The organism is Acinetobacter sp. ME22 (assembly GCF_022012315.1).
GTDB classification, from domain to species: Bacteria; Pseudomonadota; Gammaproteobacteria; order Pseudomonadales; family Moraxellaceae; genus Acinetobacter; species Acinetobacter brisouii_A.
The window spans coordinates 272233-288427 of the sequence record NZ_JAKLTL010000004.1 but is presented as its reverse complement, the minus strand read 5'-3'; the positions used below and the strand labels follow the sequence as shown (position 1 = coordinate 288427).

17 protein-coding genes are annotated in these 16195 nt (G+C 42.0%); 9 read left to right on the top strand and 8 right to left on the bottom strand.

The genetic code is table 11. The annotated features are described in order from the left end of the window. Positions 1 to 35: 35 nt before the first annotated feature. Positions 36 to 929, bottom strand: coding sequence for a LysR family transcriptional regulator (locus LVY74_RS08345; protein ID WP_237814688.1), 894 nt, complete (start codon positions 927 to 929; stop codon positions 36 to 38). A 107-nt stretch (positions 930 to 1036) separates the two neighbouring features. On the opposite strand from LVY74_RS08345, the gene LVY74_RS08340 reads away from it, so the two are divergent. The 3 genes from LVY74_RS08340 (at position 1037) to LVY74_RS08330 (ending at position 4426) form a co-directional block, all read left to right on the top strand. Next, the gene (locus tag LVY74_RS08340; RefSeq protein WP_237814687.1) at positions 1037 to 1993 is read left to right on the top strand and encodes a DMT family transporter; all 957 of its coding nucleotides are present in this window, start codon (positions 1037 to 1039) and stop codon (positions 1991 to 1993) included. Positions 1994 to 2318: 325 nt separating this feature from the next. Beyond that, on the top strand, positions 2319 to 3677 hold the full coding sequence (gene argA / locus LVY74_RS08335) for an amino-acid N-acetyltransferase (RefSeq protein ID WP_151778252.1): 1359 nt from the start codon (positions 2319 to 2321) through the stop codon (positions 3675 to 3677). A gap of 125 nt (positions 3678 to 3802) precedes the next feature. Then, positions 3803 to 4426: a TetR/AcrR family transcriptional regulator gene (locus tag LVY74_RS08330; protein WP_237814700.1), complete on the top strand. Its 624-nt coding sequence runs from the start codon at positions 3803 to 3805 to the stop codon at positions 4424 to 4426. A gap of 16 nt (positions 4427 to 4442) precedes the next feature. Here the strand turns inward: LVY74_RS08330 and LVY74_RS08325 are convergent, their stop codons facing one another. Then, complete coding sequence (locus tag LVY74_RS08325) at positions 4443 to 5015, bottom strand: 5'-methylthioadenosine/S-adenosylhomocysteine nucleosidase family protein (RefSeq protein WP_237814686.1); 573 nt, start codon at positions 5013 to 5015, stop codon at positions 4443 to 4445. A 219-nt stretch (positions 5016 to 5234) separates the two neighbouring features. Here LVY74_RS08325 and ribF point away from each other — a divergent pair, with 219 nt between their 5' ends. From ribF to LVY74_RS08305, 4 genes are all read left to right on the top strand, one after another. Beyond that, positions 5235 to 6236 carry a bifunctional riboflavin kinase/FAD synthetase gene (gene ribF, locus LVY74_RS08320; RefSeq protein ID WP_151708961.1) on the top strand — a complete coding sequence of 334 codons (1002 nt, stop codon included), beginning with the start codon at positions 5235 to 5237 and terminating at the stop codon, positions 6234 to 6236. A gap of 67 nt (positions 6237 to 6303) precedes the next feature. Next, complete coding sequence (gene ileS / locus LVY74_RS08315; protein WP_237814685.1) at positions 6304 to 9138, top strand: isoleucine--tRNA ligase; 2835 nt, start codon at positions 6304 to 6306, stop codon at positions 9136 to 9138. Next, positions 9131 to 9655: a signal peptidase II gene (lspA, locus tag LVY74_RS08310; RefSeq protein WP_237814684.1), complete on the top strand. Its 525-nt coding sequence runs from the start codon at positions 9131 to 9133 to the stop codon at positions 9653 to 9655. The genes ileS and lspA overlap by 8 nt, the downstream gene beginning before the upstream one ends. 1 nt (position 9656) lies before the next feature. Continuing rightward, a complete protein-coding gene (locus LVY74_RS08305; protein WP_237814683.1) occupies positions 9657 to 10139 on the top strand; it encodes an FKBP-type peptidyl-prolyl cis-trans isomerase in 483 nt (160 codons plus the stop codon). Between the two features lie 26 nt (positions 10140 to 10165). Here LVY74_RS08305 and LVY74_RS08300 read toward each other — a convergent pair whose 3' ends face one another. The 4 genes from LVY74_RS08300 to ubiG form a co-directional block, all read right to left on the bottom strand. Beyond that, positions 10166 to 10573, bottom strand: coding sequence for an RcnB family protein (locus LVY74_RS08300; protein ID WP_237814682.1), 408 nt, complete (start codon positions 10571 to 10573; stop codon positions 10166 to 10168). A gap of 253 nt (positions 10574 to 10826) precedes the next feature. Next, positions 10827 to 11573 carry a YciK family oxidoreductase gene (locus LVY74_RS08295; RefSeq protein WP_237814681.1) on the bottom strand — a complete coding sequence of 249 codons (747 nt, stop codon included), beginning with the start codon at positions 11571 to 11573 and terminating at the stop codon, positions 10827 to 10829. Between the two features lie 32 nt (positions 11574 to 11605). Beyond that, the gene (locus LVY74_RS08290) at positions 11606 to 12277 is read right to left on the bottom strand and encodes an HAD family hydrolase (RefSeq protein ID WP_237814680.1); all 672 of its coding nucleotides are present in this window, start codon (positions 12275 to 12277) and stop codon (positions 11606 to 11608) included. A 3-nt stretch (positions 12278 to 12280) separates the two neighbouring features. Next, positions 12281 to 12994, bottom strand: a complete 714-nt coding sequence (gene ubiG, locus LVY74_RS08285) for a bifunctional 2-polyprenyl-6-hydroxyphenol methylase/3-demethylubiquinol 3-O-methyltransferase UbiG (RefSeq protein WP_237814679.1) — start codon at positions 12992 to 12994, stop codon at positions 12281 to 12283. 183 nt (positions 12995 to 13177) lie between these two features. On the opposite strand from ubiG, the gene LVY74_RS08280 reads away from it, so the two are divergent. Beyond that, complete coding sequence (locus tag LVY74_RS08280; RefSeq protein WP_237814678.1) at positions 13178 to 13795, top strand: thiol:disulfide interchange protein DsbA/DsbL; 618 nt, start codon at positions 13178 to 13180, stop codon at positions 13793 to 13795. A 52-nt stretch (positions 13796 to 13847) separates the two neighbouring features. On the opposite strand, the gene LVY74_RS08275 is transcribed toward LVY74_RS08280, so the two are convergent. Next, positions 13848 to 14474, bottom strand: a complete 627-nt coding sequence (locus tag LVY74_RS08275; RefSeq protein ID WP_237814677.1) for a TetR family transcriptional regulator — start codon at positions 14472 to 14474, stop codon at positions 13848 to 13850. Positions 14475 to 14922: 448 nt separating this feature from the next. Here LVY74_RS08275 and rph point away from each other — a divergent pair, with 448 nt between their 5' ends. Beyond that, positions 14923 to 15639, top strand: coding sequence for a ribonuclease PH (gene rph / locus LVY74_RS08270; RefSeq protein WP_237814676.1), 717 nt, complete (start codon positions 14923 to 14925; stop codon positions 15637 to 15639). A gap of 38 nt (positions 15640 to 15677) precedes the next feature. Here rph and LVY74_RS08265 read toward each other — a convergent pair whose 3' ends face one another. Beyond that, the gene (locus tag LVY74_RS08265; protein WP_237814675.1) at positions 15678 to 16055 is read right to left on the bottom strand and encodes a diacylglycerol kinase; all 378 of its coding nucleotides are present in this window, start codon (positions 16053 to 16055) and stop codon (positions 15678 to 15680) included. Between the last annotated feature and the right edge of the window lie 140 nt (positions 16056 to 16195).

The following is a 16195-nucleotide window of genomic DNA, read 5'->3' as shown; positions in this document are numbered from 1 at the left end:
ATTTTCTTTGCGGGAAAATTAGGATAATGATAAAGTTAGGTTGAGTTTATTAACCAGTCGTGAAAAATTTGTGCTGCGTCATTAAGTTTTCGATGCTTTTCATAGACTAAAAATTCTCCATTTCCAGTGTGGCATTTGAAAGATGTCACTTGTTGAAGTTTTCCTGTATGTACCAATTCATCTGCTATAAAGCTCCATGCCAATCCTATGCCCATTCCTTGTTGTACTGCATGAAAAGCCAATGTCAGTTGATTAAACGTTGGGCTACCTGAGGCAATTTGATAGGACATATCAAAGTGTTGGAACCAGTCTTTCCAGTCTAAACAATCCCATGTGCTGGCATTAATTTGAACTAATGGAATTTTTGCTAAGTCCTGTAAGTTATGAATTTGTGAAATATCAAGATCAGGATGAGCAACAGGATAAATGACTTCTGGGATCAGGCGCTGGCTATGTAAAGATGACCAATGCCCTGCACCATATAAAATACCAAGATCATATTGGGTAAAGCTCGACTCATCCATAGTATTGATCGCATCGACATGTACGGTAATGTTGGGATAAGCCTTATGAAATTCGACCAATTTTGGAAATAGCCAAAATTGAGTCAGTGCATGCGTTGCAAGAATGGTGACACTATCGGATTGATGAATTGTCTGTAAGCGAATGATTTTATGTTGTAATTTCTCAAATATTTGCTGAGTTGTTTGATGTAGTTCTTCTCCAGCAGGGGTCAATACCACACCGCGAGGTTTACGTTCAAAGAGTTGAATTTTTAAAGAATCTTCAAGCTGCCGAATCTGTTTGCTGACAGCACTTTGAGTCAGATACAACTCAGTTGCTGCTTGGGTAAAGCTCCCGTGCCTCCCGACAGATTCAAAGGCAATCAAGGTTTCAAGAGGGGGTAATTTTTTAATGTAAGGACTCATATTTTTACCATCGCTATTCCTCTATGGAATAGATCAATTCTAAATGATCTTTAGTCTTTTTACTGTGATCTCTTTATGCTGCTGTTTTATTTTTAGGGAAAATCAGTATGCGCCAAGGCATTATTTTCGCGATTTTAGCCTGTGCTTTGTGGGGAGGAACAATTGTTGCTCCTTGGTTTATTCCTGAATTTAATCCAATTTTGATTAGTAGTGTGCGTTTTGTTTTATATGGGCTAATTTCATTGCTTGTGGCATTGCCTACCTTAAAAAAATTAATTAAAAAATTAGATAAAGCCGATATTTATAAACTAATTCAGTTGTCAATTGCAGGCAACATTTTATATTTTGCCTGTATTGGTACGGCTGTACAGTTTGCAGGAATTACCATGACATCATTGATTAATGGCTTAATGCCTGTATCCATTGCCTTTTTAGGACGAGGTGAACAGTCGAGTCTACCTTTTTCACAACTTAAGTTACCGCTCTGTATTGTGGCATTTGGCTTGATTTTGATTAACTTTATTCCTGATGTATTTTTAGGTGTACATTCGAGCACTGGGCAACGAATTTTTGGAATGGCATGTGTTGTTGCTGCAGTTGGGAGTTGGTCATGGTTTGCGATTCATAATGCACGTTATTTGAAAGAAAGTGCCTTTAACAGTCGTGAATGGTCGAGTTTAATGGGCATCATGACGGGGTTAATCGCCTTACCTGCGGGAATATTCACGGTGATTCTGATGCCGAAAACGTGGTTTTTACAGCAAAGTGCAGAGCAGTGGGTGACCTTTGCAATGGTTAGCTTATTTTTAGCAATAGCAGGTTCTTGGATCGCAAATGCTTTGTGGAGTGCTTCAACCCGACGTTTGCCGATTAGTTTAGGTGGGCAGTTGATGGTGTTTGAAACCCTGTTTGCATGTAGTTATTCGTATGTATTTGCTGGACGTTTTCCGAGTAGCCTAGAAGCAATTGCAATTGGGTGTATTTTAGGTGGCGTGTTTTGGGTGATTCGCTTGTATATGCGAGTACAGCCAGAAAAAACATCGGATCCATCTACGATTTCATAGAATCAAAAAAAGCCTCAACATCCTGTTGAGGCTTTTTTTGATTCTTCACCGAGGGTACAACTCCTGTCATACCATAAGGTTTCCATACCTAGATTTTTTATTCTTTTAATAAGAGACGTCCTGTCTCTGTATGGTTCTATCTTAAGAAAAAAATGAATGATGCCATAGCCGCGAATGGCGGTAAGCGTTGTAAGAGATTGCTGACAACGCTGTAATCATTACATCAGGATTGCTTCGAATTCTGCAAAATGCGAATGTTCTAAACACTGTTTCTTCTTGGTTTTTTGTTTAGAATATTGAAGATATGCCATTAGCCGAGATCAGCATGCAAAAAATACAAGATTCCACTGCGATTGTTCATCAAAATACGCAGGATTATTTGCACTGGTTTCGTCATTCCGCACCTTATATTAATGCGCATCGTAATAAAACTTTTGTGGTGATGTTTGATGGTGAAGCCATCCAGCATGAAAATTTTCAATATATTATTCATGATATTGCGTTACTGCATTCCCTCGGCATTCGCTTGGTTTTGGTTTATGGCGCACGTCCACAAATTAATGCCCAACTGCACATTCAGCAGCTTGAAACGCCTTTTGAGCAGTCACGTCGTGTCACAACCCGTGAAGCATTGCCTTGTGTGATGCAGGCTGTCGGTGCTGTGCGTATGCAGATTGAAGCACTTTTGTCGATGGGGCTTGCCAATTCCCCTATGTTTGGCGCACGGATTGATGTCGTTTCGGGCAATCTGATTACGGCTAAGCCTTATGGGATCCGTAATGGTATTGATTTTCAGCTGACAGGTGAAGTTCGTGCGGTGGATGTCGATGCCATGACGCGTTTGCTGGAACGTCATAATATTATTTTGCTCGGCCCTGTGGGCTATTCAACTACAGGTGAAGTCTTCAACTTGCTGGCAGAAGAAGTCGCCACCAAAACTGCCATTGCTCTCAAAGCAGACAAGTTAATTTTCTTGGGCAATCAACGTGGGGTACTCAATCCGCAAGGGCAGTTACAGCGTGAAATTGCACCGCATCAGCTCGATCAATATATTGCTCAATCTCAGCAAAGCCAAAGTCAAATGGCGTTGTACTTACAAGGGGCAAAAGATGCAGCACTGAATGGTGTGCAGCGGGTGCATGTTTTACCGTATGCGCATGATGGTGCTTTGATTCAGGAATTGTTTACCCGTGACGGGATTGGCACCATGGTCACGGATGCACATTATGAAGAAGTGCGTATGGCGAATATTCAGGATGTCGGTGGTTTAATTAACTTGCTACGTCCGCTTGAAGAGCAGGGGATTTTGGTCTATCGCTCACGTGAGCGTTTGGAAACCGAGATTGATCAATTTGCGGTGATTGAGCGCGATGGAACGATTTTGGCTTGTGCCGCTTTATATCCGATTCCAACGACTGAAAATGAAATTGCATCGGCTGAAATTGCCTGTGTTGCAGTGCATCCAAGCTATCGCAAGTCTAATCGTGGTAGCCAGATTTTAAACTTTTTGGAAGAAAAAGCCCGAACTTTGGGGATTCAGCAGCTCTTTGTATTGACCACGCGGACGGCACATTGGTTCTTGGAGCATGGTTTTAGCCATGCAACAGTCGATGATTTACCAAATGCTCGACAAGCGTTATATAACTATCAGCGTAATTCATTGGTATTTAAAAAGATAATCTGAAATTTCGATGCTGTTTTTAAAACCCATTTTATTTTTATGGATTAGTATTTTTATTGACAAGATGAGTGCACAAAGTCACAGAATTGCTCTACAATCAAAATCATTTCTCTGAAATTGTGTTGGCAATGGAACTAAAGAAAAGTACGCAAAAACGTAATCAACTTTTAAATGCTGCCTTAGATGTCTTTTCTGTGTACGGCTTTAATGGGGCGAGTCTGGATGAAATTGCCCAGTTGGCACACATGCATAAGTCAAATATTTTCTATTATTATGAAAATAAAGAAGCGCTGTATATTGAAGTGTTGATGTCGGTTCTTCAGAAATGGATTGAACCTTTGCAACTGTTTGAATCAGGTTTAGAGCCTGAAGATATTCTGACGCAGTATATTACGCAAAAGATTGAATTTTCTAAAACCAATCCGAAAGCCTCTAAACTGTTTGCCTTAGAAATTATTCAGGGCGCACCATATATTCAAACGGTACTGAAAGGTTCGATTAAGAAACACGTTAAGCGTAAGCTGAAAGTGCTACAACACTGGCAAGCTGAAGGGAAAATGGCTGCACATATTGACCCTGAGCTGTTTATTTTGAATTTATGGTCAATTACGCAAAGTTATGCTGATTTTGATGCTCAGTTTTCTGCGATTTTAGGCAAAACCTTGCGTAATCGTAGTTTTCATCAACGTGCAATTCAACATACCATTGCGATGTTGTTACATGGCAGCATGACGCCACCAGTGCAAGAATAACACTGGTGTTGTTGCTTTAAAAATGCTGTTGATAGAGCTGTAACAGTTTTTCTGCCCCCACTTTTAAATTATCTTGCCAGTCGAGATGCGCGCTATCATCTGCACCATCGGTAATATATTTCACCGAAATCAGGCGCACGCCGAGCTTTTTACAGACTTTTGCCAGCGCATAGCCTTCCATGTCGACCACCTGACATTGCACTTTGGGCAAACCTGTTTCAAATGAATCCCCTGTACCACATACAGCATGGGGAAGCTCAGGAAAATAGCGCTCAAGATCAATTTCTGCGGGATGCTCATCATCCATTGGCGTAGTTCCGACAGGAAAGCCAAGCGGAGAGACATCCATATCGCGTTGTACAAATTGTCCGATCTCAACCAACGCATGTCGTGGAAAACTAGAACTGCCTGCTGTACCAAAGTTGATCAGGGTTTTGCAGCCTGTACGCTGAATCACGTCATAGGCTTTAAATGCTGCATTGACCTTACCAATACCACTATAGTGCACGGTAATACCATGATTTTCGAAATAACCTTGAGATTCGCTCGGAAGTGCCATGATCAGGGCATGGTCATGCAAAGTGTTCAAATGATCTACTCTTTGGGGATGAAGTTGCGTGTTTAGTATAACCAAATTGTGTTGATCTGTAAGAGTGACAGCAAGTTGGGTGGGTTTGAAATCAATTGAGATTTTTATTTCTAAGTAAATGTTTTTAAACATTAAAATTTGATAAAAACAACCACAAGACGAATTGATCAGAATATGGCACAATAGTTGGCTTTGAAATCATCAATTTTTAAAAGTGCCATGAAGCTACTTCGTTTGAATGCCTTGCCAGCCGATTTAGATTTGCCAAAGACAGCCGTGACGATTGGCAACTTTGATGGTGTGCATCTTGGGCATCAGTCGATGATTGCTCAGCTTAAACAAGCAGCGCAAGCCGAGCAGTTGAAAACTGCCGTGATGATTTTTGAACCGCAACCTTTAGAGTTTTTTAAAGGTTATCAAGCACCGCCACGCATTATGTCGCTGCGTGAAAAAGTTGAATATCTCAGTGAGTTGGGTGTGGATTATGTGGTGATTGCCAAGTTTGACAATCATTTTCGTAGTCTGAGTGCGGAACAATTTTCAGAACTTTTAAAACAACAACTCAATGCACAGCATTTAGTGTTGGGTGATGATTTTCATTTTGGTAAAAACCGTCAGGGCAATGCCGAGTTTTTACGTCAGTATGGTTTTAGTGTCACCAACTTGCATACTGTGGAACTCGATGGTGAGCGTGTCAGCTCAACCCGTATTCGTGAAACCTTGCAAAAAGGTGATCTGGCTTTGGCTGCGCGCCTGCTTGGTCGTCCGTATAGCATTACAGGTCGGGTACAATATGGCGATCAGATTGGGCGCACCATTGATTTTCCAACGATTAATGTACGTTTAAACCGCCATCGTCCATGTATTAACGGCATTTACGCAGTTGATGTGTTTTGTGAAACGACTGCGCTAGATGCCAAAGTCCGCCAAGACTCACCTGAGCAACTCGGTGTTAAAGGTTATCAACCGACGGCACTGTTTGGGGCGGGGCATGTTGGCACGCGTCCTGCGATTCGTCAGGAACACCCACAATGGCGTTTAGAAGTACATTTTCCTGAGGTTTCTGCTAATCTGTATGGTTTATTAATGCGAGTGACATTCTTACACTTTTTGCATGGTGAACGGAATTATCCTTCTTTAGAAGCACTCAAAGCAGGAATTCAGGATGATGTTGTACAATTACGCGCATTCCGTGAGCAACACCACGAATTCCCTTTTTAAATTTTAGTTTTAATTTTGATGTTACAACGTGTCGGCGTGAGCGCAGACAAAACTGGAAGCAACTTGCATGAGCGATAAGCAAACACCTGAAAATGTAGTGGATTATAAAGCCACATTGAATCTGCCAGGTACTGAATTTGCAATGAAAGCAAATTTGGCAGTACGTGAACAAAAATGGTTAGAAGAGTGGTACGCCGACAACATTTATCAGCAGATTCGTGCTTCGCGTATAGGCAAGAAAAAATATGTCCTTCACGATGGCCCTCCGTATGCGAATGGTCAGATTCACCTTGGACACGTGGTCAACAAAGTTCTTAAAGATATTATTGTCAAAAGCCGCACTTTAGATGGCTTCGATGCACCGTATGTACCCGGTTGGGACTGTCACGGTTTACCAATTGAACTTAAAGTTGAAGAGAAAGTAGGTAAAGTCGGCGAGAAAGTCGATGCTGCAACTTTCCGTAAGCACTGCCGTGAATATGCGCTAGAGCAAATTGATATTCAGCGTAATGACTTCAAACGTCTAGGGATTCTGGGTGATTGGGACAATCCGTATTTGACCATGAACTTCAAGCAAGAAGCCGATATCGTACGTGCTTTGGGTGCAATCCAGAAAAATGGTCACATTCAGCCCGGCTTAAAACCAGTGAACTGGTGTCTGGACTGTGGTTCAGCATTGGCAGAAGCTGAAGTTGAATATGAAGATAAAAAATCTGACGCGATTGACGTTGGGTTCTCTGTGGTTGATCTTGCAGATTTGTCAGCACGTTTAGGCGTGGACGTTCAAGATCCAACCGATTTGGTGATCTGGACGACGACGCCTTGGACTTTGCCTGCCAACCAAGCGGTGGCATTGCATACTGAAATTGAATACCAATTGGTACAAGTACAAACGGATCGTGGCACACAAAACCTTGTCTTGGCAAAAAGCCTAGTTGAGTCTGCGTGTGAGCGTTACAAGTTAGAAAATCCTGTGGTGCTTGCTGACTTTGTTGGTGAGAAGCTGGAAAATCTACAACTGCAACATCCATTGATCGCAGAACGCCAAGTGCCTGTGATTTTGGGTGAGCATGTCACGGCTGATAGCGGTACAGGCGCAGTGCATACGGCACCAGGTCATGGTGTAGACGACTATAAAGTGGGCTTGATCTACAACTTGAAAGTGGACAATCCTGTCGGTGGTAATGGGGTGTATTTGCCAACTGCACCGATTTTTGCAGGTGAGCACATCTATAAAGCCAATCCAAAAATTATTGCAGTATTGGGTGAAACAGGTCGTCTTTGGGCACACAATCCGATTAAGCACAGCTACCCACACTGCTGGCGTCACAAAACACCAATCATTTTCCGTGCAACACCACAATGGTTCATCAGCATGGATCAACAAGGTCTACGTGACGGTGCCTTGAATGCAATTGAAAAAGACATTCAATTTGTTCCGAACTGGGGTCAAAACCGTATTCAATCGATGATTGAAGGTCGCCCAGACTGGTGTATTTCACGTCAACGTACTTGGGGTGTGCCAATCCCGTTCTTTGTGCATAAAGACACCAATGAGTTGCACCCACGTACGCCTGAACTGATTGAAGATGTAGCGAAACTGATTGAACAAGAAGGCATTGATGCATGGTTTAACCGTGGCGCTCAAGACTTCTTGGGTGATGAAGCTGAACAATACAATCCTGTACGTGACACGCTAGATGTTTGGTTTGACTCGGGTACAACCCACTATGCGGTACTTGAGCAACGTGATGAGTTGGAAAGCCCTGCGGACTTGTACCTAGAAGGTTCAGACCAACACCGTGGTTGGTTCCAGTCTTCATTGTTGACCTCTATGGCGATCCACAACCGCGCACCATATAAAGCGTTGTTGACGCATGGTTTCACAGTGGATGAGAAAGGTCGTAAATTGTCTAAGTCTTTAGGCAACTACATTCCGCTTGAAGAAATCATCAAGCAGTTGGGTGCAGATGGTCTACGTTTATATGTCGCATCGAGCGATTACCGTTATGAAATTGCAGCGTCTAAAGAAATCTTTAGCCGTGTCAGCGACAGCTACCGCCGTATTCGTAACACCTTACGTTTCTTGTTGGCGAACTTAAACGGTTTCAAACCAAGCACAGATTTGTTACCTGTTGAAGAATTGATTGCACTCGATCAATACATCTTGCAACGTGCGAACGAAGTTCAAAAAGTCATTACTCAAGCTTATGACGAAATGAACTTCCACGTGGTATGCAGTGCATTGACCAACTTCTGTATCAATGACTTGGGTGGTTTCTACCTCGACATCATTAAAGACCGTCAGTACACCACCAATGCCAATTCGCAAGCACGTCATTCAGCACAAACTGCGTTGTATCACTTGGTACAAGCCTTTGTTCGCTGGATGAGCCCAATCTTGAGCTTTACAGCACAAGAAGCATGGCCGTTGATTCCAGAGCAATCTGAACAGTATGTGTTTACGACGGAGTGGTATAGCATTCCAACGGTGACAGCAAATTTACTTTCAGAAGCAGATTGGCAAACATTAATTCAAGTAAAATCAGCAGTAAATAAACAGATTGAAGTGGCGCGTAACGCTAAACTCATCGGCAGTAATTTGTCAGCGAAAGTTGAGCTTTGGGCGCAACCTGAACTTGCAGCAGTCCTCAACAAACTGGGTGATGAACTCCGTTTTGTATTGATTACTTCACAAGTGGCGGTTCATGAATTTGCAGAACAAGGCGAAGCAACCGAGCTAGACGGATTACGTGTTCAGGTGTCTGCTGCTGAAGGTGAGAAATGTGCACGTTGCTGGCATGTTTTACCAGATGTCAATACACATGCAGCACATCCTGGTTTATGTTCTCGTTGTATTGTGAATGTTGCCGGTTCTGGCGAAGAGAGAAAGTATGCCTAATCCTCAAAACAAGGGTTTAGTATTTTACGCGCATAATATCCTGTGGTTGGGGCTGTCCGCCCTTGCCATCGGGCTGGATCAATGGACCAAACACATTGCCAGCACAGACTTGGTGTATGCGCAACCTGTCCATGTAATGCCATTTTTAAACTGGACATTGCTACATAACTATGGCGCAGCCTTTAGCTTCTTGTCCGATGCAGGCGGTTGGCAACGTTATTTGTTTATGGGACTTGCTGGGCTCGTGTCTTTGATTTTTGTATTTTGGCTGATGAGAATGCCGAAATCCATAAAGGTTTTACCCGCAGCGATTGCCCTGATTTTAGGCGGTGCGCTCGGTAACTTAATTGATCGGGTAACTTTGGGTTATGTTGTTGATTTTATCCATGTGTATTATCAAAATCACAACTTCCCTGCGTTTAACATAGCCGATAGTGCGATTACCTTGGGAACGATTCTGTTGCTCATCGACACGTTCTTTTTGGAAAAGCAGCGTAAAGCAGGTGTGAAAAGTTAAGATGGTTGAAATTATTAATCCCAATGAAGAAACACGCGTGAGCGAAGGTTCAAAAGTTGATTTGCACTTTTCAGTCACCATTGAAAATGGCGTAGAAATTGACAATACCCGTAGCCGTGAAGAACCTGTCAGTTTGGTGATTGGCGATGGTAACTTGTTACCAGGCTTTGAAAAAGCATTGTTTGGTTTACGTGCAGGCGATCGCCGTACTGTGCATTTACCCCCTGAGGATGCTTTTGGCCCTTGGAATCCAGAAAATGTTCAGCGCTTTGATACCGTTAAATTTGAACAGTCTCCAGTGGTTGGACACATGATCGAATTTGAAGACAAAGCGAAAACCAGTTTGTTTGGTGTGGTGAAATCGGTCAATGAAGATATTACGGAAATTGATTTTAACCATCCACTTGCGGGCAAGAACATCACTTTTGAAGTTGAAATTTTCAAAGTGACCCCAGCAGGGCAACAAGGTATTAAAATCATGTAAGAAAAAAGCTCCTTCGGGAGCTTTTTTTAACGCACCTGAAGAATGATATTGTCATCATTAATCAATAAATAGTCACTGTTGACCTTATACCACTGTTGACCACGTGCAGGTTTTGGCAGGTTATAGTCATCATAATCGACTTTATAACGATCACTGCGATAATGCTGTGGCATGGTATAGCCTGTTTGCCATTTTAGTTGTTTCAGGCGTTGAAAGCCACGCTCTTCACGGGCACGACGACGCTCTTGTAAGTCTTGTAGTGAAAATCCATCATTATCAGCGCGATTAAAGAAACCATCATCGTTGTTACTGAAGCTATTTGCTCCGCGACCACCAAAGTTGCCACCTCCTCCACCATGAGGGGCTGCAAAAGCAACAGGAATACTTAGCCAAACAGTTAAGCATAGTGCCATCGCTGTTAAACTCTGTTTCATTTTGCGTCCTCAATGTATTGCATGTTATGCCAAGTGTGGCTGTACTACTGTATAAAAAAAATGCAGAGAAACTGTGAAGATCATGACATGATTGTTTTAAAAAACGTTCAAAATGGACTATATTCAAGATTCTTATGCAAATTTTCTTTTGATTATAAGCTAAAAAATCAGCACCTTAATTTTAAAGATGCTGATTTTTTGTTTAACTTGATTAAGTTTGGTGATATTAATATAAATTGATCATTTGGTAAAATTAGTCTTGAGCATTAATACTTTGCCCGTTCATTCCAATACTATCTTCACCCATTAAATAAAGATACGCTGGCATAATACTTTCAGGTGTCGGTAAGCTCAGAGGATCTTCCTGAGGAAAGGCTTTGGCACGCATTGCTGTACGGGTTGCCCCCGGATTAATACAGTTATAGCGCACATTGGCTAAGCTATTTTCACTGGCAAAGATTTTATTCATTGCTTCAACCGCAATTTTTGAGATCGAATATGCCCCCCAAAGTGCACGAGCTTCTCGTCCAACGCCTGAAGATGCAAAAATGACAGAAGCATTTTCAGATTTTTCCAGTAAAGGCAGTAGTTCCTGAGTGAGGACAAAAGGCGCACGTAAATTGACCGCCATCACTTCATCCCAGACATCAACAGAATAATCTGCCAATTCTACGCGCTCACCTAAGATGCCTGCATTGTGTAGGATACCATCAAGACGACCAAACTGACGGTCTAAGGTATCGACCAAATGTTCATATTCACGGCTAGAGGCTGTGGAGAGCTGTAAAGGTAAAATGGCGGGCTGTGGTGCGCCTAAACTTTCAATTTCATCATAAATGACTTCAAGTTTATTGAGGGTGCGTCCATGCAAGACGACCGTTGCACCATGTAGCGCATAACTGATGGCTGCTGCGCGCCCAATGCCATCGCCTGCACCTGTGATTAAAATTATTTTGTCTTTTAATAAGTCAGTTCGAGGTCGATATTCTGAATATTTCATTATGAAACCTCCATTTGTGATTGATGTTTATTTTAGATTGCCAATTGCTGCTGTAATACGTGGTGTAACTGTTGTACCGTGTCAATAATGCAGTCGGCTTGCCAAGCCTGTAAATCGTCACGATGCTGTTCTGGTAAATAGCCATAGGCAGCCAAAATGGTGTACATGTCGGCATTTCGACCCGCTTCAATATCGCGTGGATGATCACCTACATAAATAATCTGTTCAGGATCAATTTGCAATTGTTTGGCTGCAAGAAACATCGGTTCAGGATGTGGCTTAGCGTGGGTGACATCGTCAGGGCAGACCAAAACCGAGCAACGTTGTTGCAAATTCAGTGCCTCTAGCAATGACTCACTCAAATTACGTGGCTTATTGGTGACAATGCCCCACGGAATTTGGTGCTGTTCAAGCATGTGGAGTAGAGGATACATGCCTTCAAACAGATCAGTTTCCACCACAATCTGCTGACCATAACGATCGAGAAAATCCTGACGATGTGCCAAGAAAGTCGCATCGTCAATCGCCAGTTCAGGATAGACCAGTTTCACCATAGCACGTGCGCCTTCAGACACCTGACTACGAATGGTGTCGGCATCGACTACAGGGCGCTGTTGTTCACGGCACATGTCTTGAATGATACGAATAAAGTCTGCTGCGGTATCGATCAGCGTACCATCGAGATCAAAGAGAACGGCTTTCATGTTTTAACCCAAATTTTGTGTATAGACCATGTAGTTCACATCAACATTGGGTGCAAGCCAGTAGTGTTTAGTCAGTGGGTTGTAATGTAACCCTGTCATTTGTTTTAACTTTAAGCCTGCAGCTTCAATGTCAGTTGCCAGTTCAGAAGGACGAATGAATTTGTGATAATCATGTGTGCCTTTTGGTAGCATACGCAGTAGATATTCTGCCCCAATAATGGCAAACAGATACGATTTTGGGTTACGGTTAATGGTCGAGAAAAACACATGACCATTCGGCTTAACCAGTTTCTGGCACGCTTGAATAATTGAGGCAGGATCTGGAACATGTTCCAACATTTCCATACAGGTGACGATATCGTATTGACCTGTTTGTTCTTCTGCGAGTTGTTCAACAGGCACTTGGCGGTATTGAATATTGGCAACCTGCTCTTGTTCGGCATGTAAACGTGCCACGGCAAGCGGTGCTTCGCCCATATCAATGCCGAGCACTTCAGCCGCACCGCGACGTGCCATACTTTCTGCCAAGATGCCACCACCACAGCCGACATCGAGGATTTTTTTGCCACGTACACCGCCAGACAGTTCATCGATCCAGTTTAAGCGTAGCGGGTTAATCTGATGTAAGGGTTTGAATTCGGAATGCTGATCCCACCATTTGGCTGCGAGAGCTTCGAATTTTGCAATTTCTTGTGGATCAACATTCAGCTGTGCCATGACCTTCACCTCAGTACAGTGCTTCATTTTTAAAAGATTTGTTTTCGTTGCTAGTGTAGCGCGTCTTGGAAAAAAAGCGATAAAAGCTGTAAAAAAGTTGACAGAAACAAAACGTTTTTTGCATAGATGTTTTATAGTTAGCGGCTAAGCTAGTCAAAATCTTATATAAGGAAACATCAATCCATGAAAAAATTCATTATCAATGGCTTAGCTGCAACAGTTATGGCATTTTCAGCCAACGCTATGGCGGCAGATTTTGTTGCAGGAAAAGATTATACGATTTTGAAGAACCCCGGTAAGGTTGATGTTCCTGGGAAAATTGAGGTTCGTGAGTTCTTTTGGTACGGTTGCCCACACTGTTTTAAATTAGAACCTCACATGCAGGCATGGCTGAAAAAGATGCCGAAAGATGTCAATTTTGTACGCTCTCCAGCAGCAATGAATCCTGTTTGGGAGTCGGGCGCACGGACTTATTATGCTTCTGAGCAATTGGGTGTACGCAAACGTACTCACTTGGCTTTGTTTGATGCGATTCACCTGAAAAACCAACAAATTTTTGACCAAGCTTCAGCAGCTCAATTCTTTACAAAATATGGCGTGCCTGCGGCAAAATTTAATGCAGCTTATAGTTCATTTGCAGTCAGTGCCAAAGTGATGCAATCGAACCAACTCGCTGCACAATACCAGCTAACGGGTGTACCTGCAGTGGTCGTGAACGGTAAATATGTTGTACAAGGTGAAGATGGCAAAGTGACTGAAGTGGTCAGTTACTTGGTGAACAAAGAGCGTCACGGCAAATAAATTTTGTGATTGGTTCTAAAAAAAAGCGTATTTAACCATACGCTTTTTTTGATTATTGGGGAAGCTGAATAAACTGTAACTGTTGTATAAAGCACTGGAGAAATTGATATTGTTGATTTGGATTTTTACTGTGTAACCACTTGATGACCCAAGCAAAATGTAATTCTAAACTTAATGCCGCCAAGGCTTCAGATTGTTGCTGATGCTGTAATAGGCTGCCATATTTTTTGTGTAGAACTTGAGCAAGGTCATCGACTAAAAACTTGATTTCTTGCTGAATTTTATCTTGCAAAAAAGCACTACTGTTCCAGCGTTCGACAATAAAAAAGTGCCAGTGAGCCGCTTTAAATTGAATTTGATGACAAAAGACGTTGAGATGCTTTTCTAAAATGTCACTATTTTTGTGTTGCACATGCTCTGCGATCTGTACCAGATGGCTTTTAATCATCAGCGATGTCTGATCAACGAGCTCAGCTGCCAGTTGTTCTTTGTTGGGAAAGTAGCGGTAAAAAGCACTGGGTACCATTCCAACCGCCTGTGCCAATTGACGTAGACTAATGCTGTTAAAGCATTGACCTGCATAACTCAGCTTTAAAACCTGTTCTAAAATTGCTTGCTGACTTTGCAATTTGCGCTCAGCACGTACTGACATAGCAAGCCCATCCTTACGATCTTTCATCTCTGTACTTCTCGACGCATTATAGCGGTTCTCGATCAAAGAAAATGTATGTTTTTGCTAAAAAAATAGAAATTATTAAATATAAATCATATAGTTATATAGTTTTTTAGATTATATGCTCTAATCTAATTTTTTAATCTATTGAAAATTAAAATAATTTTACTGATCCAATCTTATTGTGAATTTGCATTTCAAACGTAATGACAGTTCAATGACGTGTGTATAGTCGAGATTGATGAAATGTTGCATGAAAATAAAAATAAGCTGCCGAAAATTAAATTTACATCTGAAAATACAATGTATATTTTGAATAAAATATTTAAAAATCAATATATTAATATAATTTTGATTGAATGTGGAAATTGAATATAGGGGTCAGTTCCAAAACTCAGTTGCCATTCTGCTATAATTCAGGCGAAATTTCTGACTTGAAACCGAAGGAAAAATTATGCGTATTGACCAACGAGCATTAGACCAATTACGCGATGTTAAAATTACGCGTAACTACACGCGTTATGCTGAAGGTTCAGTTTTAGTTGAGTTTGGTCATACCAAAGTACTCTGCACAGCAAGTATTGATAACAGTGTGCCGCGCTTTTTGAAAGGTCAGGGTCAAGGTTGGGTGACTGCTGAATATGGCATGTTACCTCGTTCAACCCATACACGTTCTGACCGTGAAGCAGCACGCGGCAAGCAAACAGGGCGCACTCAAGAAATTCAACGTCTGATTGGTCGTAGCTTACGCGCTATGGTTGATCTGAAAAAACTCGGTGAAAATACCATTACGATTGACTGTGATGTGATTCAGGCCGATGGCGGTACGCGTACTGCATCAATTACTGGTGCAGCAGTTGCATTGATTGATGCAATGAATGTGTTACTTGCCCAAAAGAAAATTAAACAAGACCCACTTAAAGGTTTGGTAGCTGCGATTTCTGTGGGTATTTTCCAAGATGAAGTCTTACTTGACCTTTGCTACGAAGAAGACTCGAACTGTCAAACTGACTTGAATGTGGTGATGACCCAAGCAGGTGAATTCATTGAAATTCAAGGCACTGCTGAAGACAAGCCATTTACCCGTACCCAATGTAATGCCATGTTAGAAATGGCAGAGCAGGGCATTCAAGCACTCATCAAAAAGCAGCAAGAAGCGCTGGGCTGGTAAGCAACATCATAAGGAAAGACTCCATCTGGAGTCTTTTTTTATTTAAAGAGCAAAATTCCTGCCCACGTAATCGCCATCATACTTAAAGCGACAAATTGTGCTGCACTGCCCATATCTTTGGCATTTTTGGCGAGCGGATGGCGATCCAGTGAAATACGATCGACCACTGCTTCAATCGCCGAGTTAAATAACTCCACAATCAAACCGAGCATGCCGACCAAGATCAGTACAATATGTTCAAGCTTACTGAGATTGAGCCATAAATTGATGGGCAATAACACAATATTTAGTAAGACAATCTGGCGAAATGCTGCCTCATAGCGAAAAGCCGATTTAAATCCTGCGAGTGAATATCCCGCGGCATTGATAATGCGCTTGACTCCAGTTTTGCCTTTGAGTGGTGAATATTGATCCATGACAATCTACAGAGAAAGAAACTGTTGCTATGTTAATCAACCTCTGGCTAAAAGTAAAAAGAACAGATTTCTCTTCAGATTAAAGTTGTAAAGTCATACAGAACAGTCTGAGTCAGTTAAAATGTCGCGATGCGATTCGA

Bases quoted from the DNA above. Each gene is read 5' to 3' on its own strand.
- argA (WP_151778252.1), top strand. From the start codon at position 2,319: ATGCAAAAAATACAAGATTCCACTGCGATTGTTCATCAAAATACGCAG.
- LVY74_RS08265 (WP_237814675.1), bottom strand. From the start codon at position 16,055: ATGGATCAATATTCACCACTCAAAGGCAAAACTGGAGTCAAGCGCATT.
- LVY74_RS08345 (WP_237814688.1), bottom strand. From the start codon at position 929: ATGAGTCCTTACATTAAAAAATTACCCCCTCTTGAAACCTTGATTGCC.
- LVY74_RS08295 (WP_237814681.1), bottom strand. From the start codon at position 11,573: ATGAAATATTCAGAATATCGACCTCGAACTGACTTATTAAAAGACAAA.
- LVY74_RS08275 (WP_237814677.1), bottom strand. From the start codon at position 14,474: ATGAAAGATCGTAAGGATGGGCTTGCTATGTCAGTACGTGCTGAGCGC.
- LVY74_RS08340 (WP_237814687.1), top strand. From the start codon at position 1,037: ATGCGCCAAGGCATTATTTTCGCGATTTTAGCCTGTGCTTTGTGGGGA.
- lspA (WP_237814684.1), top strand. From the start codon at position 9,131: ATGCCTAATCCTCAAAACAAGGGTTTAGTATTTTACGCGCATAATATC.
- ileS (WP_237814685.1), top strand. From the start codon at position 6,304: ATGAGCGATAAGCAAACACCTGAAAATGTAGTGGATTATAAAGCCACA.
- LVY74_RS08280 (WP_237814678.1), top strand. From the start codon at position 13,178: ATGAAAAAATTCATTATCAATGGCTTAGCTGCAACAGTTATGGCATTT.
- ubiG (WP_237814679.1), bottom strand. From the start codon at position 12,994: ATGGCACAGCTGAATGTTGATCCACAAGAAATTGCAAAATTCGAAGCT.
- LVY74_RS08305 (WP_237814683.1), top strand. From the start codon at position 9,657: ATGGTTGAAATTATTAATCCCAATGAAGAAACACGCGTGAGCGAAGGT.
- rph (WP_237814676.1), top strand. From the start codon at position 14,923: ATGCGTATTGACCAACGAGCATTAGACCAATTACGCGATGTTAAAATT.
- LVY74_RS08290 (WP_237814680.1), bottom strand. From the start codon at position 12,277: ATGAAAGCCGTTCTCTTTGATCTCGATGGTACGCTGATCGATACCGCA.
- ribF (WP_151708961.1), top strand. From the start codon at position 5,235: ATGAAGCTACTTCGTTTGAATGCCTTGCCAGCCGATTTAGATTTGCCA.
- LVY74_RS08330 (WP_237814700.1), top strand. From the start codon at position 3,803: ATGGAACTAAAGAAAAGTACGCAAAAACGTAATCAACTTTTAAATGCT.
- LVY74_RS08300 (WP_237814682.1), bottom strand. From the start codon at position 10,573: ATGAAACAGAGTTTAACAGCGATGGCACTATGCTTAACTGTTTGGCTA.